At 64.2% G+C, this 22,834-nt stretch carries 23 protein-coding genes and 1 tRNA gene; 9 read left to right on the forward strand and 15 right to left on the reverse strand.

Annotation, left to right across the window (positions count from 1 at the left end):
- From M4J39_RS21245 to M4J39_RS21260, 4 genes are all read left to right on the forward strand, one after another.
- Positions 1–775 (forward strand): MBG domain-containing protein (locus M4J39_RS21245; RefSeq protein ID WP_251730502.1); only part of this gene is annotated, 775 nt, incomplete at its 5' end.
- Positions 776–1,104: 329 nt separating this feature from the next.
- Positions 1,105–2,673: a ShlB/FhaC/HecB family hemolysin secretion/activation protein gene (locus M4J39_RS21250; protein WP_251730503.1), complete on the forward strand. Its 1,569-nt coding sequence runs from the start codon at positions 1,105–1,107 to the stop codon at positions 2,671–2,673.
- A gap of 43 nt (positions 2,674–2,716) precedes the next feature.
- Positions 2,717–3,280, forward strand: a complete 564-nt coding sequence (locus M4J39_RS21255; protein ID WP_251730504.1) for an invasion associated locus B family protein — start codon at positions 2,717–2,719, stop codon at positions 3,278–3,280.
- Between the two features lie 212 nt (positions 3,281–3,492).
- A complete protein-coding gene (locus tag M4J39_RS21260) occupies positions 3,493–3,639 on the forward strand; it encodes a hypothetical protein (RefSeq protein WP_251730619.1) in 147 nt (48 codons plus the stop codon).
- A 57-nt stretch (positions 3,640–3,696) separates the two neighbouring features.
- Here M4J39_RS21260 and M4J39_RS21265 read toward each other — a convergent pair.
- A tRNA-Lys gene (locus M4J39_RS21265) sits at positions 3,697–3,772 on the reverse strand.
- Positions 3,773–4,016: 244 nt separating this feature from the next.
- Positions 4,017–4,928 (reverse strand): PhzF family phenazine biosynthesis isomerase, encoded by a 912-nt coding sequence (locus M4J39_RS21270; RefSeq protein WP_251730505.1) that lies wholly within the window; start codon positions 4,926–4,928, stop codon positions 4,017–4,019.
- A 184-nt stretch (positions 4,929–5,112) separates the two neighbouring features.
- Between M4J39_RS21270 and M4J39_RS21275 the strand changes: the two genes are divergently transcribed.
- Positions 5,113–5,535 carry a BA14K family protein gene (locus M4J39_RS21275; protein ID WP_251730506.1) on the forward strand — a complete coding sequence of 141 codons (423 nt, stop codon included), beginning with the start codon at positions 5,113–5,115 and terminating at the stop codon, positions 5,533–5,535.
- A gap of 72 nt (positions 5,536–5,607) precedes the next feature.
- On the opposite strand, the gene M4J39_RS21280 is transcribed toward M4J39_RS21275, so the two are convergent.
- Positions 5,608–6,318, reverse strand: a complete 711-nt coding sequence (locus M4J39_RS21280) for an NUDIX hydrolase (RefSeq protein ID WP_251730507.1) — start codon at positions 6,316–6,318, stop codon at positions 5,608–5,610.
- A 111-nt stretch (positions 6,319–6,429) separates the two neighbouring features.
- A complete protein-coding gene (locus M4J39_RS21285; RefSeq protein WP_251730508.1) occupies positions 6,430–7,062 on the reverse strand; it encodes a TetR/AcrR family transcriptional regulator in 633 nt (210 codons plus the stop codon).
- Between the two features lie 66 nt (positions 7,063–7,128).
- Between M4J39_RS21285 and M4J39_RS21290 the strand changes: the two genes are divergently transcribed.
- Both M4J39_RS21290 and M4J39_RS21295 read left to right on the forward strand, forming a co-directional pair.
- Positions 7,129–7,572, forward strand: a complete 444-nt coding sequence (locus M4J39_RS21290) for a nuclear transport factor 2 family protein (protein ID WP_251730509.1) — start codon at positions 7,129–7,131, stop codon at positions 7,570–7,572.
- Positions 7,569–8,396, forward strand: a complete 828-nt coding sequence (locus M4J39_RS21295) for an ergot alkaloid biosynthesis protein (RefSeq protein WP_251730510.1) — start codon at positions 7,569–7,571, stop codon at positions 8,394–8,396. Before M4J39_RS21290 ends, M4J39_RS21295 begins: the two co-directional genes overlap by 4 nt.
- Before the next feature lie 173 nt (positions 8,397–8,569).
- On the opposite strand, the gene M4J39_RS21300 is transcribed toward M4J39_RS21295, so the two are convergent.
- The 3 genes from M4J39_RS21300 to M4J39_RS21310 form a co-directional block, all read right to left on the reverse strand.
- Positions 8,570–10,243 carry a methyl-accepting chemotaxis protein gene (locus tag M4J39_RS21300; protein WP_251730511.1) on the reverse strand — a complete coding sequence of 558 codons (1,674 nt, stop codon included), beginning with the start codon at positions 10,241–10,243 and terminating at the stop codon, positions 8,570–8,572.
- 364 nt (positions 10,244–10,607) lie between these two features.
- Positions 10,608–11,627 carry a ketol-acid reductoisomerase gene (gene ilvC, locus M4J39_RS21305; RefSeq protein ID WP_251730512.1) on the reverse strand — a complete coding sequence of 340 codons (1,020 nt, stop codon included), beginning with the start codon at positions 11,625–11,627 and terminating at the stop codon, positions 10,608–10,610.
- Positions 11,628–11,704: 77 nt separating this feature from the next.
- Complete coding sequence (locus M4J39_RS21310) at positions 11,705–12,328, reverse strand: TetR/AcrR family transcriptional regulator (protein ID WP_251730513.1); 624 nt, start codon at positions 12,326–12,328, stop codon at positions 11,705–11,707.
- A 145-nt stretch (positions 12,329–12,473) separates the two neighbouring features.
- On the opposite strand from M4J39_RS21310, the gene fumC reads away from it, so the two are divergent.
- Positions 12,474–13,937 carry a class II fumarate hydratase gene (fumC, locus tag M4J39_RS21315; RefSeq protein WP_371875499.1) on the forward strand — a complete coding sequence of 488 codons (1,464 nt, stop codon included), beginning with the start codon at positions 12,474–12,476 and terminating at the stop codon, positions 13,935–13,937.
- 45 nt (positions 13,938–13,982) lie between these two features.
- Here the strand turns inward: fumC and M4J39_RS21320 are convergent, their stop codons facing one another.
- The 3 genes from M4J39_RS21320 to M4J39_RS21330 form a co-directional block, all read right to left on the reverse strand.
- Positions 13,983–14,573: a hypothetical protein gene (locus M4J39_RS21320; RefSeq protein ID WP_251730515.1), complete on the reverse strand. Its 591-nt coding sequence runs from the start codon at positions 14,571–14,573 to the stop codon at positions 13,983–13,985.
- Positions 14,574–14,665: 92 nt separating this feature from the next.
- On the reverse strand, positions 14,666–15,175 hold the full coding sequence (locus tag M4J39_RS21325; RefSeq protein WP_251730516.1) for a DUF1993 domain-containing protein: 510 nt from the start codon (positions 15,173–15,175) through the stop codon (positions 14,666–14,668).
- A gap of 85 nt (positions 15,176–15,260) precedes the next feature.
- Entirely contained in the window at positions 15,261–15,725 is a 465-nt protein-coding gene (locus tag M4J39_RS21330; RefSeq protein WP_251730517.1) for an Lrp/AsnC family transcriptional regulator, read from the reverse strand.
- A 163-nt stretch (positions 15,726–15,888) separates the two neighbouring features.
- Between M4J39_RS21330 and M4J39_RS21335 the strand changes: the two genes are divergently transcribed.
- Positions 15,889–16,605, forward strand: coding sequence for an aspartate/glutamate racemase family protein (locus M4J39_RS21335; protein ID WP_251730518.1), 717 nt, complete (start codon positions 15,889–15,891; stop codon positions 16,603–16,605).
- A gap of 175 nt (positions 16,606–16,780) precedes the next feature.
- Here M4J39_RS21335 and M4J39_RS21340 read toward each other — a convergent pair whose 3' ends face one another.
- The 5 genes from M4J39_RS21340 to M4J39_RS21360 all read right to left on the reverse strand — a co-directional run bounded on the left by M4J39_RS21340 (position 16,781) and on the right by M4J39_RS21360 (position 22,648).
- Positions 16,781–17,530, reverse strand: a complete 750-nt coding sequence (locus M4J39_RS21340; RefSeq protein ID WP_251730519.1) for a pyridoxine 5'-phosphate synthase — start codon at positions 17,528–17,530, stop codon at positions 16,781–16,783.
- Positions 17,531–17,592: 62 nt separating this feature from the next.
- Positions 17,593–18,246, reverse strand: coding sequence for a VOC family protein (locus M4J39_RS21345; protein ID WP_251730520.1), 654 nt, complete (start codon positions 18,244–18,246; stop codon positions 17,593–17,595).
- A gap of 9 nt (positions 18,247–18,255) precedes the next feature.
- Positions 18,256–20,001, reverse strand: a complete 1,746-nt coding sequence (locus tag M4J39_RS21350; protein WP_251730612.1) for an acetolactate synthase 3 large subunit — start codon at positions 19,999–20,001, stop codon at positions 18,256–18,258.
- Between the two features lie 268 nt (positions 20,002–20,269).
- A complete protein-coding gene (gene ilvN / locus M4J39_RS21355) occupies positions 20,270–20,827 on the reverse strand; it encodes an acetolactate synthase small subunit (RefSeq protein WP_371875495.1) in 558 nt (185 codons plus the stop codon).
- Between the two features lie 54 nt (positions 20,828–20,881).
- Entirely contained in the window at positions 20,882–22,648 is a 1,767-nt protein-coding gene (locus tag M4J39_RS21360; RefSeq protein WP_251730521.1) for an acetolactate synthase 3 large subunit, read from the reverse strand.
- Positions 22,649–22,834: the final 186 nt, after the last annotated feature.

Raw genomic sequence — 22,834 nt, forward strand, 5'->3', positions numbered from 1 at the left:
CGGCAGCTACACGCTCACCGCCTCCGGTCTCACCTCCGGCAACTACGACATCAGCTATGTCGCGGGAGCCCTGACGGTGAACAAGGCCTCGCTGACGGTCACCGCCAACAGCGCGGCCAAGACCTACGACGGTCTCGCCTACACCGGTGGCAACGGCGTCACCTACGCCGGTCTGGTCAATGGCGAGACCGCGTCGGTGCTCGGCGGAACGCTGACCTACGGCGGCACGTCTCAGGGTGCGGCCAACGCCGGCAGCTACACCCTCACCGCCTCCGGCCTCACCTCAGGCAACTACGACATCAGCTATGTCGCGGGAGCCCTGACCATCAACCCGATCACTTTGGCGGTTGGGCTGTTCGCAGACGCGAGCCAGCCGGACCATAACGCCTTCGCCCAGGGGCGCATCAGTCCGACACCAGGGACGACACTGAGCTTTGTCCTGCCTGAGACCTCAGCGCAACTGCGCACGGCATCGGTTTCCCCGGCTTCCAATGTCGCTTTCGACAACTCCGTCTACGATACCTACAACATGATAACGGGTGCCGTTTCCAGCGACAGCATGCCAGACGATGCAGCTTCGCAGACCAATACCGGAACGAGGACTCTGGTCTTTGCTCCCGGGACGTTCGCCATCCTGGGCGTCTTCGCCGACGATGGCGATGGTGAGGCGTCAGCGGCTTCCTCCCTTGCCGAGCCGGCGTGCAGCGTGGGCGTTGCCGGCGCGGCATCTGCCGGCATTCCCTATCCCTGCAATGTGGCGAGCGACGGCGGATAGGTAAGGCACGGGAGCCGTGAGAAATTGGCTAGAGAGACGGGGGAGCCGGTGTTGCTAAAAAAGATTGGGGTAAAGGCTGAATGCAACGCATGAGATGGACTTTGGGGTGCAGGAGGGCGGTACTCGCGGCACTGATGATGGTGCTGTCACCGCCGGGGCAGGCCCAGCCGGCGACGCAAGGCGCCCCGATCGAACGCCATCGGGTCGTTGTGCCGTCTCCGAGGCCGAGCGCGATCACGATCGACGCCGCGACCTACGGGTCGGACGACACCACGCCCTATGGCGTAGACCTAGTCGGCGTCACCTTGATCGGAGAGGATGACGCGGTCTTGGCCGAGCCCGCCGACGGCGTTATCGTCGAAGCCGCTCCGCAGCCTGAAGGCAAGGGCGGGTTGCGTGCAGCCTTGGCCTCGGCGCTGCTCCCCGCCCTCGGCAAGCCTCTTTCCGCCCATGAGATCGCCGCGTTGCAGGCGACAGTCGCCGCGGTCTATCGTTCGTTCGGGATGCCGTTCATCTCGGTGACGGCGCCGCCGCAGGAGATCACCGACGGTGTCATCCAGCTTAGGGTGATAGCCTTCCGCGCCGGCACAGTCAGGGTCGACGGGACCAATGGAAGCTCGCCACCCGACGCCGACGTGATCGAAGCGGGCATCCGCCTCAAGAACGGCGATACGATCGACGGCAGCCAGCTCAGCGAAGACATTGACTGGCTTAACCGCAATCCCTATCGCCACGTCGGCGCGGTCTTCTCGCCCGGCGAGGCGATTGCTCTCTCCAACCTTTCGCTAGAAGTCGACGAGGCCAAGCCCTGGACGCTGTCGGCGGGCTGGTCGAACAGCGGGTCGAATGCCACCGGCCTCCAGCGCTACTCGCTAGGCGCCGGCGTTTTCCTGCCGTGGGCCAACGGCGCGACGCTGTCTGTGCTCTTGACGGGCGGCGACAATCTCATCGCGCATCCGGATCGCCTCTTGCTTTCCGACGGCGACTATCCGGCCTACCTCAGCGAAGCGGCGCGGATCGTTGTCCCGACCCTTGCACGTCAAGAGATTGAGTTTGCACCAAACCTCGTGGCAACAAGACAGGATATCGACGCCCTCACTTCGGTTCAGAACCTCACCTTCGAGCTGCCGATCACCTACCGCACAGCGGTTTCGAACCTTTTTCCAGGGCATTACTGGGGCGATCTTTACGGCGTCGTCACTTTCAAGGGCCTTGAGCGCAAAGTCTACTATTCCGGTTCTGAGGTGTCTTCCGGCAGCGCCGCGCTGATGGAGTTCGCATTCGGCTGGACCGACACCATCAGCGATTCCCATGGACAGACCGCGTTCGATGTAAGCCTCGTCGCCAATCCTGGGGCTACCCTTGCAAACTCCGATGACGCCGCGTGGTCGAGCTATACCAACGGCCGGGTCACCAACGCCTCCTACCTCTACGGCGTCGTCAACCTGACGCGGCACACCCAGTTGCCGCCGCTTTTGGGGAACGATGGCTTTTCGCTTGTCAATCAGCTCACCGGCGTGTTCGCCAGTACGGCGCTGCCCGACACCGAACGGCTGGCACTCGGCGGCACCTCCGGCTCGCGCGGCTACGACTTTTCCGCTGTCGCGGTGGATCAAGGTGTCATATTTCGCAACGAGTTGCGCGCGCCGACGCTTTCCACCCCGGCCGACTCGCCGATCACGGCAAGCTTCTCACCTTACCTATTCGCCGATGCTGCCTGGGGCGAGGATCTTTCGAGCAAGACCTCCGAGACGATGATCTCGCTTGGCACTGGCCTCGATATGGTCGTCGCCGATCATGTCACCGGTAGCCTCGTCGTCGGGCGGGCCATGACCGACGCCAGCTCGACAAAGGCCGGAGACTGGACGGTCTTTGGCCAGCTTGACGTCAAATTCTGACCGCTTTCCCAGCTACTTCCCTCTTATCTCAAAGGTGATGTACATGAACAACAAGAAGTCCCGCACCCTCCCCGCTCTCCTGCTCATGTCGACCACCCTCGCTGTCATGGGTCCGGCCGCGCTTGGCCCGGCTTGCGCTCAGGCTGCTGGCGCTGCGAACGACGTCAATGCCGATACGCCCCAGGCGACCACGGCGCTCTATCGCGACTGGCAGCTGCATTGCGTTGTCGGCAAGGACGGCGGCAAAACGTGCGAGGCAGCCGGAGCCGTTCTCGCCGGCGACGGTAAGGGGGTTGCCGCTCGCGTCGTCGTCGGTCGCCCCGCTCCGGCCGAACCGATCCAAGTCGTCATTCAGCTCGCTCCGGGCGTTTGGCTGCCGGACGGTGTCAGTCTCAGCGTGCCCGGTGCCAAGACTCCGCTCAAGATCGAGTTCAAACAGTGCGTCCAGGTCTGCTTTGCGCAGACCAATCTCGACGATGCGACTGTCAGCGCCATGAAGACCTCCGACAAGCCGGCGACGCTCAGCTTCGTCGATGCGCAGCGTCAGCCTGTCGCACTCCCCCTTTCACTCGCGGGATTCAAGAATGCCATGGATGCCGGAGTTTGACGACAGGTCTCGCCAAGTTGACGTTGCCCCTTCGGCCTAATACCGCTTTCGTCGGGTTTTGACCTTTTGGGCGAAACCCGACGAAAGCGGAGGCGCCCGACCGGCCAGCGGCCGGTCAGACCGAAACCCGCTTGAGCCGGAAGACTCCGGATCAAGCGCAACGAGCATAATCCGGTTTGAAGTTCGTTCTGGCCCATTGAGAGGATCAGGACATGAAGCGTAGTCGCTTCAGCGAAGAGCAGATCATCGGCATCCTGAAGGAGCACGAGAGCGGCGTCCCGATTGCCGGACTAGACACATTGTTGGCGGCCATCCAGAACGCCGCAAGGCCGAGAAGCACCAAAAACTCGGTGGCCTAGACCTCTTGGCCTGGAATCAGAGAACTATAGGCAAATTGTTGATTATCTTGGGAAAAGTGGTGGGCGCGTACGGGATCGAACCGTAGACCCGCTGATTAAGAGTCAGCTGCTCTACCAACTGAGCTACGCGCCCACTTTTCTCGCCGGACGTTGGTGTCGTCCGGAAGCGATGGCGGGCTTATAACCATGGCAGAGATCGGGCGCAAGCTCTTTTCGGTCTGTTAGGCGAAAAAAATGAAAATCCTTTGTTTTCAAAATATTAGACGAGATCACTCCACACCTGAGACTCACTCGAGCGAGACCCCGCGCGGTCGCACGAAAACAAACGGCGGCACCTTTCGGGCCGCCGCGTTTGCCATCGATCCGATAATCCGGCGTCAGACGTAGAGTTCGCCGCGCCCGACGATCACCGCCTCGCCGCCGATGCGACCGCCAGTGAGCTTACCCTTCTCGATGATGATCTCGAGCTCGATAAGGCTCGGCCGTCCCATCTCGAAGCCCTGCTCGATGACGAGCTGATGCTCGCCATCGGCCGGCCGGTCGAAGCGGCGCACCACGGCCGAGAAGGCGGCGGCGGCCGAACCGGTGGCCGGGTCCTCGCCGATGCCGAGATGCGGCGCAAACATGCGGGCATGGAAGTCGTGGCCGTTGGTCACCACCTCGCGCGTATAGACGAACAGGTCGAGTTCGGCGGAACCGAAGGCGCCCGCCCACAGCGACTTGTCGACGCGGATGCGGCGCATGGCATCGAGGCCGGCCAGAGGCAGGAAGACGAACACCGGACCGCCGCCGTCGAAGACGCAGGGCACGTGATTCTCGAAACCGATATCGCCCCGGCTCAGCCCCAGCGCCGAGGCGGCGAGCCCCACGTCGCCATGGAACGGCCGCTCTTCGGGCAGCTTCGGCAGGTCGAACACGGCACGGCCCGATCGTTCCGGCGAAATGGTGACGCCGCAGCGGACGACACCCACCTGCTCTTCCAGAACGACCATGGCGTCGGTTTCGCGCTCGATTCCCTGCAGTCGCTCGTGAGCGAGCAGCACGGCCGTGCCAACGGTGGGATGACCGGCGAACGGCAGTTCGCGCCCGGGCGTGAAGATGCGAATCCTGGCCGACGTGCCGGGCCGCGACGGCGGCTCCACGAACACGGTTTCGGACAGGTTGAATTCCTTGGTGATCGCCAGCATGGCGGCGCTGTCGAGGCCGGCGCTATCCAGCACGACCGCCAGCGGATTGCCCGTCAGTCCCTTCGCGGTGAAAACATCGAGAATCGCATATCGACGAGCCACTTGGTTCTCTCCTGAGGCGCACGGGTGCCGGCCACCATAGTGGTGACTTCGGTTTTAGTCCACGTCGGTTATCACCCGAATTTCACCACGCCCCTTCCAAAATGCGACCAAAATTACCAGCTATGACTAACGGAAAGGATGCACCGGTGCGTCAAGCTTCGACGACCGGGCGTGGAGACGTGAAATGTCCAGGCTGTCTAGGATTGCCGCCCCTGTCGCCATCGCCGCCGTCCTGTCCTCGCTGGCGCTGCCGGCCTTGGCGGATGGCTATCATCACAGGCACCATCGCTACGATGGCGGCGACGTCGCCGCCGCTGGCGCGATCGGTTTGCTCGGAGGCGCCATCCTGGGCGCCGCGCTGGCCTCGCCGCCTCCGCCGCCCGTCTATTACGAGCCGGCTCCGCCCGTTTACTACGAGCCGCCCGTCGTCTACCGGCCGGCTCCGGTTGTCGTCTATCGGCAGCCGGCCCCGGTCTACGCGGCGGCGCCGAGCGAGCATCAGGCCTGGTGCTCGGGGCGCTATCGCTCCTACAATCCTTACGACAATACGTGGGTCGACAACCGCGGAAACCTGCGCCCCTGCCAGTCGCCGTATTTCGGCGGCTGACAGGAAAAGCCACCACCCCAGGCAGATCGCAGTACCTCCCCCGCCCGCCGCGACCTCCAGGCGGGCGGTTCTTTATCCCGCCAGAAGTCGGGCCGCGAAGGCCCGGCTGTAGCAGGTGACCTCCGGACGATCGAGTTCCGAGACGGAGCGGAAGGCGATGACCCGCTCCAGCTCGCGGTCCTCTTGCCGGTCGAGCTCGGCCATGATGACGGCGACGAGTTCTTCGGCCGGCATCGGGAACCGGAACACCCGCCCGATCGACACGCGCGGCCCGTCGAAGGCGGCCAGCATACCGTCCGTCACCGCGTCGGCGGCACTCAGCCCCGTTTCCTCGCGAAGTTCCCGCTCGATGGACGCCATCACCCCGACATTGCCGTCGGCATCGACGTCGGACGGCTCCAGGCTGCCGCCCGGCGGATAGATCTTGCCGGCATTGGCCGTCGTCGCGCCCATCTTGCCGAGGATCAGCGCTCCATCCGACGACAGCACCAGCGCCGAGCCGAACAGGTTGCGGATGCCGATCTCCGGAAAGCCCCAATCGCGCCAGGCGAGGAACCCGGCGAAATCGCCTTCCACCGCCTCTCCCGTCAGCACGCCGCCGTCAATGGCGATGCCGCCCGGCTCGCCCGGCGCGATGGTGCCCAGCACGCGACCGTTCCAGAGATGCGGGTTGGCGGCGATGCACGCCGCCCAATGCGCGTCGATCCTGGGACGCATCTCGTCGGCGATGGGCCACGCGCCGGGCCTGAGGCGAAGGCGGATGTCGGTGATGTCGTAGAGCATGGGAGGTTCCGCGAAGACCAATGGAATCGAACCGTAGAGTAGTCGTGCAATAAGACGCCAGCGTGTTGTGCGTCCTATCTGAGAAAGAGCCAGCGCTCGTCTGGACCGAAGTCAATGCCCGATCGAGACGCCGAGGGCTCGCAAGACGAAATCGGTCAACCGGTCGAGATAAGCGTCGTCAGCTGGCTGATGGATGACGATCATCCGCCAGTAGAGAAGCGCACCCAGCATGTCGATCGCCAAATCCTTGTCGATGTCGACAGGCAGTTCGCCACGCATGATCGCCCTTTCAAGTATCTCCTCGGCACGCGCACGCCGGTTAACCTGCACATTGGAACGGATAGCGGCCGCGAGATCGAGATTCCTCGGCATTTCGGCATGGAGATCGGGCAGGATTCGCGCCACCAGCGGGTTGCGCAACATGCGCCGCACCTGCCGGAGCAATGCCGCAACATCATCCCGCAGCGTCCTTCCCTCAACCTTGCTGGCCAGTAACAGATCGACGCGGGTGATCACGTCCGACACCATGGCCAGTTTCGACGGCCAACGCCGGTAGAGGGCAGCCTTGCCGACACCGGCGCGACGAGCCACGGCCTCCATGCTGAGAGCCGCGTATCCCGTGGCTGCCCACTCGCGGAATACGGCGCGTTCGATCGCCCGCGTCACCCTCTCCTGCATGATGGCGGCGCCACTCGGCGTCCGACGGCGCTTGTCTTTTTTTTCGTCGGAACGGTTGCGTTCCATCCGCACACTCCATATATCGGTTGCGACGGAACGTATCCGTTCCATCGATGATGGGGATAGGAGCAAGTGGCAGAAAAGGCAATCAACCTCTCGAGCTTTTCCGACATGCTCAAGGGAGCGCTCGGCTCTCTGGTCGATCAGGAGGCTGACGGCTTCGTGGAAATGATGGCGCCTGATGGGGTGATGGAGTTCCCCTATGCTCCCCCCGACGGAACCACCCGCGTCGAGGGACGCGAGGCTCTGGCCGCCTATCTCGACGGCTTCCGTGGCGTGATGGCGATCGATTCCTTGACGGAGCCAACCGTGCATCTGACGCAGAACCCCAACGTCGCCATTCTGGAATTCGGATGCATTGGACGCGGACTCAAGACCGGTCAGCCTTATAACCAGCGCTATATTTCCGTCATCACGCTGAAGGACGGCAAGATTGCCCGCTATGTCGACTATTGGAATCCCCTCGTGGGACTTGCCGCCCTGGGCGATGCTCTGTTGCAGGACGGCCCGAAATGAGCGTGACCCTGATCACCGGGGGAACCGGAAAGACGGGCCGCCGCATCACCGCCCTACTTTCAGCCGCCGGACGGGCGGTGCGGCCGGTTTCGAGAACGGGCGCCGGCGCCAACCATCGTTTCGATTGGGCCGATCCGGCCACCTTCGCCACTGCGCTCGACGATGTTTCTGCCATCTACCTGCTTGCGCCATCCAATGTCGCCGAACCGCTGGAGGCGATGCGACCGTTCCTCGAACAAGCGCTGCGGCGGGGCGTCCGGCGTCTCGTGTTGCTCAGCGCGTCTTCACTGCCCAAGGGCGGGCCGATGATGGGCTCCGTTCACGCTTACCTCGAAGAGCACGCGCCGGAATGGACGGTGCTACGACCAACCTGGTTCATGCAGAATTTTTCCGAACAGCAGCACCTGGAGACCATACGCAACGAAGGTCGTGTGTACTCGGCGACGAGCGACGGCCGCATCGCCTTCATTGACGCGGGTGATATCGCTGCGGTGGCCGTGGAAGCACTAACGAGCCCGACCCCATTTAACCGCGACGCGATCCTGACCGGCCCGGCGTCGCTCAGCTACGACGATGTCGCAAACATGATCGGCGCTGCCACCGGCAAGCGGATCGAGCATGTCCGGTTGACGGAGGATCAACTCGCCGACCGTTTCGTAGCCTCAGGCATGAAACCGGCCTATGCCCGCGTTCTTGCCGCGATGGATACGGCTATCTCGCATGGGTCCGAGGCTCGGGTTTCACCTGAAGTACCCAACATTCTTGGCCGCCCGGCCAGCTCCTTGGGCACCTTCGTCGCCACGGAGCGGACCGCATGGATGTAATGGACATCAGGATGGAAACGCGCCTCTCCACCGAACCCCTCACCTATCGGCTGCCCGTCACGAGCCCGAACGGCGCGATGCGCGCGTGACCGAACCGCTCCTGACCAAACGAAATCCCCGCCGGAGACCGACGGGGATCGAAGCAATGCGGAGATGACCTGGGGCAGGTCCGTCTAGGCGGCGCGGATGGTGCCGACGAACGCCGCCACCTTCTGCTCCAGCGCCGTCGACTGCTTGGCGAGGTGCGACATGCGATCGAGGAGATCGCGCGAGGCGGCGCCGCTCTTTTCGGCGGTGGTGCGGACACCGACGATGGTCTGCGCCACCTCGGCGGCGCCCACGGCCGCCTCGGAGATGTTCTGGGCAATCTCGCCGGTCGCCGCATTCTGCTGGGTGGCGGCGCCGGAGATCGACGACGTGATGTGGTCGAGCTCGGCGATGCGGCGGGAGATATCGGCGATCTTCTCCACCGACTGCTGAGTGGCGCCCTGGATGGTGCCCATCTGCGCCTCGATGTCCTGCGTAGCCTTGGCCGTCTGGCTGGCCAACGCCTTGACTTCCGAGGCAACGACGGCGAAGCCGCGTCCCGCCTCGCCGGCCCGCGCCGCCTCGATTGTGGCGTTGAGGGCGAGGAGGTTGGTCTGCTCGGCAATGGCCTGGATCATGGCGACGATAGTGCCGACCTTGGAGGCGCTGTCGGCCAGCGACCGCACGTCATGGTCGGTCAGGCGGGCCTGCTCGACGGCGGCGCCGATCAAGGTCGAGGCCTCCCCGATCTGCCGTCCGATCTCGGCGATCGACGACGACAGTTCTTCCGATGCGCCGGCCACGGCCTGCACATTGGCGGAGGTCTGCTCGGAGGCGCTGGCCACGGCCATCGATCGGCCGGAGGTTTCCTCGGCGTCGGCAACCATCACCTCGGCGGCCTTGAGCGTCGACTGCGCGGTCTGGGTCACGGTGGCGAGCACCTCACCAACTTCCGCTTCGAACTCGCGAGCCAGCCTGTCGAGCAGCGCTTTCTGCTCGATGCGGCGCTGCTCCTCGGCGTCCGCCTGCGCCGCCTTGAGCCGCTCGGTCTCGACCAGCGTGTCGCGGAAGGTGCCAACGGTGCTCCACAGAACGCCGATCTCGTCGCGACCGATCTTCTGGGGAATGGAAACGTCCATGTTGCCCTGGGTGAGACCGGCGAGCGCGCCGTTGACGCGCTTGAGCGGGCCGGCGATCTTGGCCGTGCCGATCCATGAAGCGATACCGATGCCGGCCAGGATGCCGACGATGGCGAAGATGATCAGAGTCTGGCGGCCGGCGACGAAATAATCGTGGATCGACGCGCGCACCGCGTCGAGATCCTGACGGTCGAGGTCGACCAGCTTGTCGACGTCGGCCTGCAACTGCTTGCGGTTGCTGCGATTGGCGTCGTTGTTGCCCTGCTCGTTGGCGGCGGCCGGCGACTCCTCGATGCCCAGGCGGGCCGTCTCGGTGCGGAAGGTCTTGAACTCCTTGGCCTTGGCCACCACCGCATCGAACGCCGCCTTGCGATCGTCTGGCACGCGCGACGACCATTCGACCAGCAGGTCATCGATCGCCTTGAGGCTCTTGACGATACCATCGGCGAAAGGCTTGGCCTTCTCGACATCTTTTGCGGCATAAATGCCGCGTGAATCCATCACCACGGCGGTGATCAACCGGTTGAGATGCTCGCCGTCATAGGCGCGCTGCGAGGCCAACTGGAAGGCATCGACCTGCTCGTTGTAGCCTTGCATGAGACGGATGCCGAGCAGCGCCACGCCGATGGCGATGACACCCAGCACGGCGACGATCGAGTAGAGCTTTCCTTGGATTTTCATTTTCTCGCGGTCCTGGAACTAGGCAGTCTTGGCTGCTTCTCCAAAGAATAGAAATGTTTCCATTGCCGAGTTGTTAACAGGTGGAATATTCGTTTTGCGATATATTTAGCCAGAGAGCGCTTTTTGGTTGCATTGCTGAACAAAGGTTGTAGATGCAACCTGCAATTCGCGGGAAAACCCGTAGACCGTACCGAAAGGCTAACCCGGGAGCAGCCAGCTCCGAGCAGACGCAAGAAAGCCGGAGAACCCGAGGCTCTCCGGCTTCGTTCATCTAGAAATGACACGGCTACCTATCCCGAACCTTGTGTTCGCTCGAACAGGACGAGCGCTGTAAAGGCATAGAACAGGCGTTGCCAACTCGCGATCAGTTGCGAGCCTTGTCGACCAGCTTGTTCTTGGCAATCCACGGCATCATGGCGCGCAGCTTCTCGCCGACGGCCTCGATCTGGTGGCTGTCGTTGTTGCGGCGGATGCCCTTGAAGCGGGCGGCACCGGCCTTGTATTCCTGCATCCATTCGGACGTGAACTTGCCCGACTGGATGTCGTTCAGCACGCGCTTCATCTCGGCCTTGGTCTCCGAGGTGATGATGCGCGGGCCGGAGACATACTCGCCCCACTCGGCGGTGTTGGAGATCGAGTAGTTCATGTTGGCGATGCCGCCCTCGTAGATGAGGTCGACGATCAGCTTCACTTCGTGCAGGCACTCGAAATAGGCCATCTCCGGCGCATAACCGGCCTCGACCAGCGTCTCGAAGCCGTTGCGGATCAGCTCGACGAGGCCGCCGCAGAGGACGACCTGCTCGCCGAACAGGTCGGTCTCGCACTCTTCCTTGAACGTCGTCTCGATGATGCCCGAACGGCCGCCGCCAACGCCCGAGGCGTAGGAGAGCGCCAGCTCAAGGGCGTTGCCCGAGGCGTTCTGCGCCACGGCGACGAGGCAGGGCACGCCGCCGCCCTTCTGGTACTCGCCGCGCACCGTGTGGCCGGGGCCCTTCGGGGCGATCATGACGACGTCGAGGGTCGCCTTCGGCTCGATCAGGCCGAAGTGGACGTTGAGGCCGTGGGCGAAGGCGATGGCGGCGCCGTCACGGATGTTCGGGGCGATCTCGTCGCGGTAGATGTCGGCCTGCAGTTCGTCCGGCGTGGCGATCATCAGGAAGTCGCCCCACTTGGCGGCGTCGGCCACCGACATGACCTTCAGGCCGTCGGCCTCGACCTTCTTGGCCGTCGCCGAACCCGGACGCAGGGCGATGACGATCTCCTTGGCGCCGGAGTCCTTGAGGTTGAGCGCATGGGCGCGGCCCTGGGAGCCATAGCCGACGACGACGACCTTCTTACCCTTGATCAGGTTGAGATCGGCATCACGATCATAATAGACACGCATGTTGTTGTCCTTCCTCGCCACTGGCGTTCTTGAAGCGGCCGACCCCCGCCGGCCGCCATTTCACAGATGAAATCGGGTTACTCGATGTCCTGGGCGCCGTGCCCAAAGAGACGGAAAAACTGCGAGATTGCCAGCCGCGCCCGCCGCGGCCGATCTTCCGAAAGGCCCGCCGGCGACTCGCCGAGCAGCATGCGGACGTGATTGTCCCTCACGATAAGGCCGTAGAGCGTCTCATAGGCCTCGTGCGTGTCGGAAAACTTGAGGTAGCCGTGCCGGCGGCCCAGTTCGAGCAGGGCGCGGGCGCGGGTCTCGATCGGCAACCGACCATGCTCGCGCACCAGCGCGCCAAGCTGGGCGCCGTCGCGGTCGGCCTGACCGATGGCGAGGCGATTGAGCGCCAGGGACACGTCGCCGCCCAGCACGCCCATCAGATCCTCGGCGAACACCACAAGGCTGCGACTGAAATCGTCGAGCGTCGGCATGCTGTCGCGCGGCCCCGGCGTCCTCACCTTGCTCGCCTGGTAGGTGATCATCGCCGCGAGCAGCCCGTCACGGTCGCCGAACCACTTGTAGAGGCTCTCCTTGGAGCAGTTGGCCGCACGGGCAAGCCCGGCGGTGGTCAACGCCCGCTCGCCACCGGCGACCAAGAGCTGCAGCGCGCATTCCAGCACGGCATTCTGGCGGGGGGTGAAGGGCTCCATGATGAGGCGGTCGCTCTCTGTCGCTAGGTCGAAATGAATGTACCGTACGGTACGGTTCCCGTGTTCTAGTTCCAGCCGCGCCCCTTGTCAAGCGCCTCCCCGTCACAACCACATTTCGGTGAAGCGGCCGCCTTTCTCCTCGGGCATGGGTGGAATCCCTGATGAAAATCGCCTAACGTCCCGCCGCCTCGGACGACAGGCAAGACAGGGGAGTTCGCGTTTGTCCACCCGTATCGAATCCGACACCTTCGGTCCCATCGACGTCGACGCATCGGTCTATTGGGGCGCCCAGACGCAGCGCTCCCTCGGCAACTTCAAGATCGGCTGGGAGAAGCAGCCCAAGGCCATCGTCAAGGCGCTTGGCGTCCTCAAGCGCGCCGCCGCCGAGGTCAACCGCGATCTAGGCAAGCTCGATCCCAAGCTCTGCGAGGCCATCGTCGCGGCGGCGCAGGAGGTGATCGACGGTCAGCTCGATGCCCACTTCCCGCTCGTCGTCTGGCAGACCGGCTCCGGCACCCAGACCAACATGAACGCCAACGAGGTGATCTCCAACCGGGCGATCGAGATCCTGGGCGGCACGCTCGGCTCCAAGAAGCCGGTGCATCCCAACGATCACGTCAACATGAGCCAGTCGTCCAACGACACCTACCCGTCGGCCATGCACATCGCCGCCGCCTCCGAGGTGATCGAGAAGCTGTTGCCGGCGCTGCACCACCTCCACAAGGCGCTCGACGCCAAGGCGAAGAGCTGGGCCGACATCATCAAGATCGGCCGCACCCACACCCAGGACGCCACGCCGCTGACCCTTGGTCAGGAGTTCTCCGGCTACGCCAAGCAGGTGGAGAACGGCATCAAGCGCATCGAGCAGACGCTGCCGATGCTGATGGAGATCGCCCAGGGCGGCACCGCCGTCGGCACCGGCCTCAACGCCCCCAAGGGCTTCGCCGAGAAGATCGCCGCCCGCGTTGCCGAGCTGACCGGCCACTCCTTCACCTCGGCGCCCAACAAGTTCGAGGCGCTGGCCGCCCACGACGCCATGGTGATGAGCCACGGCGCCCTCAACACTGTCGCCGCCAGCCTGTTCAAGATCGCCAACGACATCCGCCTTCTGGGCTCCGGCCCGCGCTCCGGCCTCGGCGAGTTGTCGCTGCCGGAGAACGAGCCGGGCTCGTCGATCATGCCGGGCAAGGTCAACCCGACCCAGTGCGAGGCGCTGACCATGGTCTGCGTCCAGGTGTTCGGCAACCACGCCGCGCTGACCTTCGCCGGCAGCCAGGGCCACTTCGAACTCAACGTCTACAATCCGGTGATGGCCTACAATTTCCTGCAATCGGTGACGCTGCTCGCCGATGCCGCCATCTCCTTCACCGACAACTGCGTCGTCGGCATCGAGCCGCGCGAAGACAACATCAAGGCCGCCCTCGGCCGCTCCCTGATGCTGGTCACCGCGCTGGCCCCCAAGGTCGGCTACGACACCGCCGCCAAGATCGCCAAGACGGCCCACAAGAACGGCACCACCTTGCGCGAGGAAGCCGTCGGCGGCGGCTACGTGACGGATGCCGAGTTCGACGCCCTGGTGCGGCCGGAGCGGATGATCGGGCCGGAGTGAGCGGCCCATCCAGATGACGTGTGATGCAGGGGCGCGCGCCCTGCGTCACTTTGTCTGACAATCGTCATACTTTTCCGGTTCGAAGCCATACTCGACGCTATCCTTGGCCTTGGTTCGGCTGGCGCTTCGGCTCATCTGATAGACAAAGGCTGACTTTTTTCCGTTACGCCTAAGATCATGTATTGCCGCAACAAACCCAAAACGCGACTTCCAGTCATCATTACTTGTATTCACCTCGACCGAGGCGCGATTTCCAACCGTAACATTATGATATATCTCAAAGTTATAAGTAGATCTTATCACAATATCGACCTTGCAAACTTCACCACAACCGCGCCGTGCCACCACAGCAACGTCTGAGTGCGGCAAGCGAAAGATCTTCGCACTACCGCTGGCTAGGAGCTCGGCGAGGTAGCGTTTCTGCCCTTCAAACAAGAATGAAGCTTCTTCCTTCAAAACTGGCTTGAGCTCGCGGCGAAGATTGTAGCACCAGTGTGCGTCACCCGCCGGAAGCGAAAAGGGAAGATTGTTAAACCCTGGAGGGGCCTCCAGAAGACCCGGCCAGTCGGCAAAACTCTGTTGGGGAGCCGCCAGGAGGAAGAGCCCTACGAGGGCGACTTCTTTCCAAAGTCTCATGCTCTGCACTTTCGTTCCGCTTTCATTGACATGTCAGCCGCAGACTATTTGGGCTCACAATAACGACGCTAGAGTAACCCAGAAGCGGAAGTCTAGTACCTGTGCCACCCGTCGAAATCCGCCTTGCCGAGCTTCACGCCCTCCCAGCGGGCGATGGCGTAGGCGGTGGTGAGGTGAAACAGCATGTTGGGCAGCGCGTACTCGACAATGAAGCGCGCCGCCGGCAGTTCGATGTCGGCGAGACCGGCGCGATCGGTGACGATCCCCGTGTCTCGCTGGTCGAGATCGTCGGGCGTCAGGCGCGACAGCGGCCAGAAGACGGCGGCGATGTCATCCCTGAGCGCCGCGAAGGACGCAGCCTCTTCGAACCGGAGATCGGGCAAGCGCGGCACCAGCGGGCCGAGCGCCCGGAGCGAAAACCGGGCGGCGATCCGCACCTGCGCCTCGAAGGGCAACATGTCCGGCGCGAGGCGGGACTGAAGCAGCGCCTCTTCCGGCAAATCGCTATCGGCGGCATGGGCCGCCGTGATGATGACGAGCCCGTCGAGCCGCTCCAGATAGCGGGCGAACACCGGCACGGAAATATCGTAAAGACCGATCATTTTTCTCTCCCGACGGGAGAGTGCCCGATCCATCCGTCAGGAAGTGACAGCTGCGCAGCGCCTCGCCAGCTCAGGGCACGGACGTTCAGCTCGCATAGTCGACAGGCAATGGCGCTCCGTCTTTCAGCGTTTCCATGGAGATGGCGGCGCTGACGTCGAACAGTTCAACCTTGCGGACGATCTTCTTGTAGATGACGTCGTAGTGCTCGACGCGTGGCAGCGCCAGCTTCAGGATGTAGTCGACATTGCCGGTGAGGCGGTGCGCCTCCACCACCTCGGGGATGTCGGCGATGACGGCGGCGAAGCGCTCCATCCACTCCGCCGAATGATGGGCGGTGCGGATCAAGGCGTAGACGGTGGTCGGCACGCCGAGCTTAGCCCGGTCGAGCACCACCGTGCGGCGGGCGATATAACCCTCGGCCTCCAGCCGCTGGATGCGCCGCGAGCAGGCCGACACCGACAGCGCTACCCGGTCGGCGAGATCGACCACCGACAGGCCGGCGTCGCATTGCAGGAGCTCCAGGAGCTTCCGATCGCGTTCGTCGAGCATGCGCCCTAGATTCCCTCATCCACAGAGTACGGCGCGCCCATTTTGCACGATCTGACGTGATAGCGCCAGATAATTGCGCGTGCGCATCATCAAGCGCAGACGCTTGCAAACGCCTTGCGCCGTATCGGAGCTATGATCGGCCATCGCGACAAGGGGAACTGTCATGCGCACCATTGGCCTCATCGGCGGCATGAGCTTCGAGAGCACCGCCGTCTACTACCAGATGATCAACGAGGCGGTGCGGACCCGCCTGGGTGGCCTGCACTCGGCCAGGCTGGTCATGCACTCGGTTGACTTTCAGGACGTCGTCGACCTGCAGAAGGCCGGCCGCTGGGACGCCGCCGCGGCCCATCTCGGCCAAGCGGCCCAGGGGCTTGAGCGGGCCGGCGCCGACTGCGTGCTGATCTGCACCAACACCATGCACCTCGTCGCCGACGAGGTCGCCGAAGCGGTCAAGATTCCGCTCCTCAACATCATCGACGAGACGGCCAAGGCGCTCTCCGCCGCCGGCGTTCGCCGGCCGCTGCTGCTCGCCACGCGCTACACGATGGAACACGGCTTCTATGCCCGCCGCATGGCTGCCCACGGCCTTGCCATGACCACGCCCGGTGAGGCCGGCCGCACCGTGGTTCACGACGTGATCTTCGACGAGCTGTGCGCCGGCGTCGTCCGCGACGAGTCCCGCGCCGCCTTCCTCGACCTGATCGCCAAGGCCAAGGATGAGGACGGGTGCGATGCCGTCATTCTCGGCTGCACCGAAATCTGCCTGCTGCTCGACCCCGAGAAGCTGCCTCTGCCCGGCTTCGACAGCACGACGATCCATGCGAACGCGGCGGTGGATTTCGCGCTGGCTGGAGAGATGAAGGCGGCAGCGGAGTAAGGGCAACTTTGCGAGGGGAGCGCTATATCGCCCCCCTTGCCCCTTCCTGCACGAGGTCCTGCGCCTGCGCGCAGGATGACAGCTAGACATTTGTTTCAATTATATAATTCTGTCATCCTGCGCGCAGGCGCAGGACCTCAGGCAGAATGGGGCGCATCAAAGATATCAGACGCCATCACGCGTCCGAATCCCCCAGCGCGCAGCGATAGCGGCGCACCGTCTCGGCCATGCCGTAAACAAGGCAATCGGCGATTACCGCGTGACCGATCGATGCCTCGGCGATGTGCGGGGTCCGCTTCACCAGCGGCGGCAGGTTGTCGAGCGTCAGGTCGTGGCCGGCGTTGACGGCCATGCCGAGCTTCACCGCCGCCTCGGCGGTCATCGCCACCTCTTCGAGCCGCGCCCGCTGTTCGTTGGGATCGAACGTATGGCCGTAGGGTCCAGTGTAGATCTCGATACGCCGCGTGCCGGTGAGCGCGGCGGCCGCCGCCTGCGTCGGATCGGCGTCGATGAAGATCGAGGCGCGCATGCCCTCGCCCTGGATGCGCCGCACCACGTCCGACAGGAAGGACTGGTTGGCGACGCAGTCCCAGCCGTGATCGGAGGTGTTCTGGCCGGGCATGTCCGGCACCAGCGTCACCTGATCGGGGCGGGCCGCCTCGCAGAGCTTCAGGAAGTCCTCGGTGGGATAGCCCTCGATGTTGTACTCGCGGCCGGGCCAGTCGGTCCTCAGCATCTCCTGCAAGGCGAACACGTCGGTATGGCGGATGTGCCGTTCGTCCGGACGCGGATGCACCGTGATGCCGGCGGCGCCCGCTTCCAGCGCGATGCGGCTGAGACCGGCGACCGACGGCCATGGCAGGTCGCGCCGATTGCGCAGGTGGGCGATGGCGTTGACGTTGACGGAGAGCTTGGTGTGAGACATCGCAAGGGCCTACGTTGGGACGCGCGACGATAATCCCCAAGCCCGTATGGCACAAGCAACCATCAGGTGGGGATGAACGCCGGCACGCGGAGCCGCCGGCCAGGGGCCAGGCCGATCAGCATCTCGGGCTCGCCCTCGGCGATCTCCAGTACCTCGACGAGGCCGGCACGGTGGAAGGCATCGAGGGCGTCGCCCGCCACCGGCACCTTCGACAGCGTCAGGCGCTCGATGGTGAGGCGCGTGAAGCCGGCCGCCGTTTGTCGTCGCCCTGCCCGCCCGTCGGTCCATTCGGACGGCGGTGCGTTGCCGGGCGAGGTGAACGCCAGCGGCATCGCCGGATCGTCGCCTTCCGTCGAGATGGTGATCGATACGCCCGGTGGGAAGCTGGGGTTGCCGTAGACCCAGCTATCTCCCGGCATCTCGCCTCGGCAAGCAATGCCGAAGGGTGAGGCGCCGGTCTCCCGCCACGCCGCCCGGGCGATAAAGTCGGCACGGCCGAGCGACGTCGCCTCGAGCTCGCGCTCGTCGAGGACGTAGAAGAGCTCGAGATAGGCGTTGTCGAAGGCGTAGCAGACGTTTGCCGTCCCCTGCCCCACGTGCCGGCGCGTGAACGACGGTTCGAGCCCGAGCGCCTTGAGAGCCTCGAACGCGCGGCCGCCCGGCGCCGCTTCGTCCGGCTCGACGAAAACGAACAGATGATCGAGTTCCAATGCCATCGTCGCGCCTCACGCCGGAACCTTGTCGGCGCCACCGCCGACCGTCTCGTTCTCCTCGTCCATGCCCAGCAGCATCTCGTTGTGCGCCTTGCCCGCCGGGATCATCGGGAGGCAGTGGGCGAGGTTGACCACGCGGCAGTCGAACAGCACCGGGCGGTCGATGCGGATCATCTCCTCGATAGCGTCATCGAGTTCCGATGGCTTCGAGCAGCGGATGCCAACGGCGCCATAGGCTTCGGCGAGGCGCACGAAGTCCGGTTGCGCGTCGGTGGTCGAATGGCTGATCCGGTTGCCGTGGAAGAGCTTCTGCCACTGCCGCACCATGCCCAGATGCTGGTTGTTGAGGATGAACGTCTTGACCGGCGCGTTGTGCTGCACCGCCGTCGACAGTTCCCGGATGTTCATTTGGATCGAGGCGTCGCCCGCCACATTGATCACCAGTGAGCCGGGATGGGCGAGCTGGGTGCCGATGGCCGCCGGCAGGCCGTAGCCCATGGTGCCGAGCCCGCCCGACGTCATCAGGCGGTTGGGCTGGTCGAAGCCGTAGTATTGCGCCACCCACATCTGGTGCTGGCCAACCTCCGTGGTGATGTAGGTGTCGCGCCCCCTCGTCAGCGCATGGAGCCGCTCGATGGCATATTGCGGCATGATCGCCTCGGCCGACGGACGATAGGCCAGGCACTTCTTCGCCCGCCAAGCGTCGATCTGCTTCCACCAGGCGGCAAGCGCCGCCTTGTCCTGCACCGGCTTGCGGGCCGTCCAGGCGGCGATCAGGTCTTCGATCACCTGTCCGACATCGCCGACGACCGGCAGGTCGACCATGACGGTCTTGTTGATCGACGATGGATCGATGTCGATGTGGATCTTCTTGGAATTGGGCGAGAAGGCATCGATGCGGCCGGTGATGCGGTCGTCGAAGCGCGCGCCGATGCAGACCATCACGTCGCAGTCGTGCATGGCGAGGTTGGCTTCAAAGGTGCCGTGCATGCCGAGCATGCCGAGCCAGTTCTTGCCCGACGAGGGATAGGCGCCGAGGCCCATCAGCGTCGAGGTGATCGGAAAGCCGGTCATCTTGACGAACTCGCGCAAGAGCGCCACCGCCTTCGGGCCGGAGTTGATGACCCCGCCGCCCGTATAGAGGATCGGTTTCTTGGCCGCCGCCATCAGCTCGACCGCCTCGCGGATGGCCGCGTCCGGGGCCTTCACCGCAGGGTGATACTGCGTCAGCGCCTTGTCCTTGCAGTTCTCGTAGGTGCCGGTCTGGAACTGGATGTTCTTGGGGATGTCGACCAGCACCGGGCCGGGACGTCCGGTGGTGGCGATGCGGAAGGCCTCGTGCAGGATGCCCGGCAGGTCCTCGATGCGGCGCACCAGCCAGTTGTGCTTGGTGCAGGGCCGCGTGATACCCACCGTGTCCGCCTCCTGGAAGGCGTCCGTGCCGATCAGCGTCGTCGGAACCTGGCCGGTGATGCACACCATCGGGATGGAATCGGCCCGAGCGTCGGCCAGCGCCGTCACCATGTTGGCAATGGCGGGCCCGGAGGTGACGAGCGCCACGCCGACCTTGCCGGTGGAGCGGGCATAGCCCTCGGCGGCATGTCCCGCACCCTGCTCGTGGCGGACGAGGACATGGCGGACCTCCTCCTGCTGGAATAGCTCGTCGAAGATCGGCAGCACCGCGCTGCCGGGATAGCCGAAAATGGTGTCGACGCCCTGGTCGACCAGTGTCTGGATGACCATTTCCGCGCCTGTCATCTGCCGTGTCATCGCCTGATACCTCGGAATGAGGGACAATAAAAAAGGCCCCGTGAGGGACCTGACTTTCGCGCACCATGACTGACCGCAGGTCTCAGATGGAGACCTCCGACACGGTGCGCCAATCAAGTACTACGCAGAAGGAAGGCATGACGTCCTCTGAACAAAACACCGAAACAACATACCGGCCTGACTGCCGGTTGGTGGCGGCTCCGACACTTACAGGGAAGATGAGTTCCCCCGAATGCAGGCGTCGGAGCCGGAGCCGCTAGATTCCCGTCTTGCCGCGGGCCAGAGCCGCGAGGCCGGTGCGGGCGAGTTCCACCAGCCCGCATTCCTTCATCAACCCGACGAAGCGGTCGATGTCGGCCGGCGCACCGGTGATCTCGAACACGTAGGAGTCGAGCGTGGCGTCGACGATGCGGGCATTGAAAGCCTGGGCGAGGCGCAGCGCCTCGTCGCGCATTTCGCCCTTTCCGGCAACCTTGACCAAGGCCAGCTCGCGCTCCAGCGCGTCGCCGGCCCAGGTAAGGTTGATCACCTTGTGCACCGGCACCAGACGGCCGAGCTGATGCATGATCTGCGAGATGACCGGCGGTCGCCCCGTCGTCACGATGGTGATGCGCGACATGTGGCTGGAGTGCTCGATCTCCGAGACGGTGAGGCTTTCGATGTTGTAGCCGCGCCCCGAGAACAGGCCGACGACGCGGGCGAGGACGCCCGGCTCGTTGTCGACCAGCACCGACAGCGTATGGCTACGCTCGGTGGAGGGTAGCTCTTCTTCCAGGAAGTAGGCGGACTGGGACTGACCTGCGACGATCATCATGATGTCATTTCCGATAAAGCGTTGCGGAGGATGCGAGGGGCAAAGTGCCGCGCCTCACACCAGAACCTTGCCGGCGGTGCCGATGGCCGTCTCGATCTCCTCGTCGGAGACGTCGGCGCCCAGCAGCATCTCGTTATGCGCCTTGCCCGAGGGGATCATCGGGAAGCAGTTGGCGAGACTGACCACGTGGCAGTCGAACAGTACCGGCCGATCGATGCGGATCATCTCCTCGATGGCGTCATCGAGCTCCGACGGCTTCGAGCAGCGAATGCCCACCGCGCCATAGGCCTCGGCGAGACGCACGAAATCGGGCTGCGAGTCGACGTAGGAATGGCTGAGCCGGTTGCCGTGCAACAGCTGCTGCCACTGGCGCACCATGCCCATGTACTGGTTGTTCAGGATGAATGCCTTGACCGGCGCATTGTGCTGCACCGCCGTCGACAGCTCCTGAATGTTCATCTGGATCGACGCGTCGCCCGCCACGTCGATCACCAGAGCGCCGGGATGGGCGAGCTGGGTGCCGATGGCCGCCGGCAGGCCGTAGCCCATGGTGCCGAGGCCACCCGACGTCATGAAGCGGTTCGGCTCCTCGAAACCGTAGTACTGCGCCACCCACATCTGGTGCTGGCCCACCTCGGTGGTGATGTAGGTGTCGCGATCCTTGGTCAGCGCGTGCAGCCGCTCGAGAGCGTATTGCGGCATGATCGCCTCGGCCGACGGCCGATAGGTCAGGCACTTCTTCGCCCGCCAACCGTCGATCTGCTTCCACCACGCCGCATGCGCCGCCTTGTCCTGCACCGGCTTGCGGGCATTCCATGCCGCGATCATGTCTTCCAAAACCGAGCCGACATCGCCGACGATCGGCAGGTCGACCACCACGTTCTTGTTGATCGAGGACGGGTCGATGTCGATGTGGATCTTCTTGGAATTGGGCGAGAAGGCATCGATGCGGCCGGTGATGCGGTCGTCGAAGCGCGCGCCGATGCAGACCATCACGTCGCAGTCGTGCATGGCGAGGTTGGCTTCATAAGTGCCGTGCATGCCCAGCATGCCGAGCCAGTTCTTGCCCGAGGCCGGATAGGCGCCGAGGCCCATCAGCGTCGAGGTGATCGGGAAGCCGGTCAGCTTGACGAAGTCGCGCAGCAGCGCCACTGCCTTCGGGCCGGAGTTGATGACGCCACCGCCCGTATAGAGGATCGGCTTCTTGGCCGCCGCCATCAGCTCGACCGCCTCGCGGATGGCCGCGTCCGGGGCTTTCACCGCCGGATGATACTGCGTCAGCGCCTTGTCCTTGCAGTTCTCGTAGGTGCCGGTCTGGAACTGGATGTTCTTGGGGATGTCGACCAGCACCGGGCCGGGACGTCCGGTGGTGGCGATGCGGAAGGCCTCGTGCAGGATGCCCGGCAGATCCTCGATGCGGCGCACCAGCCAGTTGTGCTTGGTGCAGGGCCGCGTGATGCCGACGGTATCGGCCTCCTGGAAGGCGTCCGTGCCGATCAGCGTCGTCGGAACCTGACCGGTGATACACACCATGGGGATCGAGTCGAGCAGCGCGTCGGTGAGCGCCGTCACCATGTTGGTGGCGCCGGGGCCGGAGGTGGCGAGCGCCACGCCGACCTTGCCGGTGGAGCGGGCGTAGCCCTCGGCGGCGTGACCGGCGCCCTGCTCATGGCGAACGAGGACGTGGCGGACTTCCTCCTGCTGGAACAGCTCGTCGAAGATCGGCAGCACCGCGCCGCCCGGGTAGCCGAAAATGGTGTCGACGCCCTGGTCGATCAGCGCCTGGATGACCATTTCCGCGCCTGTCATCTGCCGTGTCATCGCCTGTTACCTCAAGCTCTCGTCCCGTCGTCCCGGGGCTTCGTTGCGTTGTTCAGGTAATAAAAAAGGCCCCGAAGAGGGACCCGATTTCCGCGCACCATGATTTACCGGCAGGCCTCAGCTGGAGACCTCCGACACGGTGCGCCATGTAAGTACTACGAGAAGGGAACGCATGCCGCCCTCTGG

Source organism: Pleomorphomonas sp. NRK KF1 (assembly GCF_023721755.1).
GTDB lineage: Bacteria > Pseudomonadota > Alphaproteobacteria > Rhizobiales > Pleomorphomonadaceae > Pleomorphomonas.

What these genes read in the sequence shown, in the direction of transcription:
- M4J39_RS21335 (WP_251730518.1), top strand. Translation starts at nt 15,889, where the DNA reads ATGCGCACCATTGGCCTCATCGGCGGCATGAGCTTCGAGAGCACCGCC.
- M4J39_RS21260 (WP_251730619.1), top strand. Translation starts at nt 3,493, where the DNA reads ATGAAGCGTAGTCGCTTCAGCGAAGAGCAGATCATCGGCATCCTGAAG.
- M4J39_RS21320 (WP_251730515.1), bottom strand. Translation starts at nt 14,573, where the DNA reads ATGAGACTTTGGAAAGAAGTCGCCCTCGTAGGGCTCTTCCTCCTGGCG.
- M4J39_RS21255 (WP_251730504.1), top strand. Translation starts at nt 2,717, where the DNA reads ATGAACAACAAGAAGTCCCGCACCCTCCCCGCTCTCCTGCTCATGTCG.
- ilvN (WP_371875495.1), bottom strand. Translation starts at nt 20,827, where the DNA reads ATGATGATCGTCGCAGGTCAGTCCCAGTCCGCCTACTTCCTGGAAGAA.
- M4J39_RS21300 (WP_251730511.1), bottom strand. Translation starts at nt 10,243, where the DNA reads ATGAAAATCCAAGGAAAGCTCTACTCGATCGTCGCCGTGCTGGGTGTC.
- fumC (WP_371875499.1), top strand. Translation starts at nt 12,474, where the DNA reads ATGGGTGGAATCCCTGATGAAAATCGCCTAACGTCCCGCCGCCTCGGA.
- M4J39_RS21360 (WP_251730521.1), bottom strand. Translation starts at nt 22,648, where the DNA reads ATGACACGGCAGATGACAGGCGCGGAAATGGTCATCCAGGCGCTGATC.
- ilvC (WP_251730512.1), bottom strand. Translation starts at nt 11,627, where the DNA reads ATGCGTGTCTATTATGATCGTGATGCCGATCTCAACCTGATCAAGGGT.
- M4J39_RS21330 (WP_251730517.1), bottom strand. Translation starts at nt 15,725, where the DNA reads ATGCTCGACGAACGCGATCGGAAGCTCCTGGAGCTCCTGCAATGCGAC.
- M4J39_RS21350 (WP_251730612.1), bottom strand. Translation starts at nt 20,001, where the DNA reads ATGACAGGCGCGGAAATGGTCATCCAGACACTGGTCGACCAGGGCGTC.
- M4J39_RS21285 (WP_251730508.1), bottom strand. Translation starts at nt 7,062, where the DNA reads ATGGAACGCAACCGTTCCGACGAAAAAAAAGACAAGCGCCGTCGGACG.
- M4J39_RS21345 (WP_251730520.1), bottom strand. Translation starts at nt 18,246, where the DNA reads ATGGCATTGGAACTCGATCATCTGTTCGTTTTCGTCGAGCCGGACGAA.
- M4J39_RS21310 (WP_251730513.1), bottom strand. Translation starts at nt 12,328, where the DNA reads ATGGAGCCCTTCACCCCCCGCCAGAATGCCGTGCTGGAATGCGCGCTG.
- M4J39_RS21280 (WP_251730507.1), bottom strand. Translation starts at nt 6,318, where the DNA reads ATGCTCTACGACATCACCGACATCCGCCTTCGCCTCAGGCCCGGCGCG.
- M4J39_RS21295 (WP_251730510.1), top strand. Translation starts at nt 7,569, where the DNA reads ATGAGCGTGACCCTGATCACCGGGGGAACCGGAAAGACGGGCCGCCGC.
- M4J39_RS21275 (WP_251730506.1), top strand. Translation starts at nt 5,113, where the DNA reads ATGTCCAGGCTGTCTAGGATTGCCGCCCCTGTCGCCATCGCCGCCGTC.
- M4J39_RS21325 (WP_251730516.1), bottom strand. Translation starts at nt 15,175, where the DNA reads ATGATCGGTCTTTACGATATTTCCGTGCCGGTGTTCGCCCGCTATCTG.
- M4J39_RS21340 (WP_251730519.1), bottom strand. Translation starts at nt 17,530, where the DNA reads ATGTCTCACACCAAGCTCTCCGTCAACGTCAACGCCATCGCCCACCTG.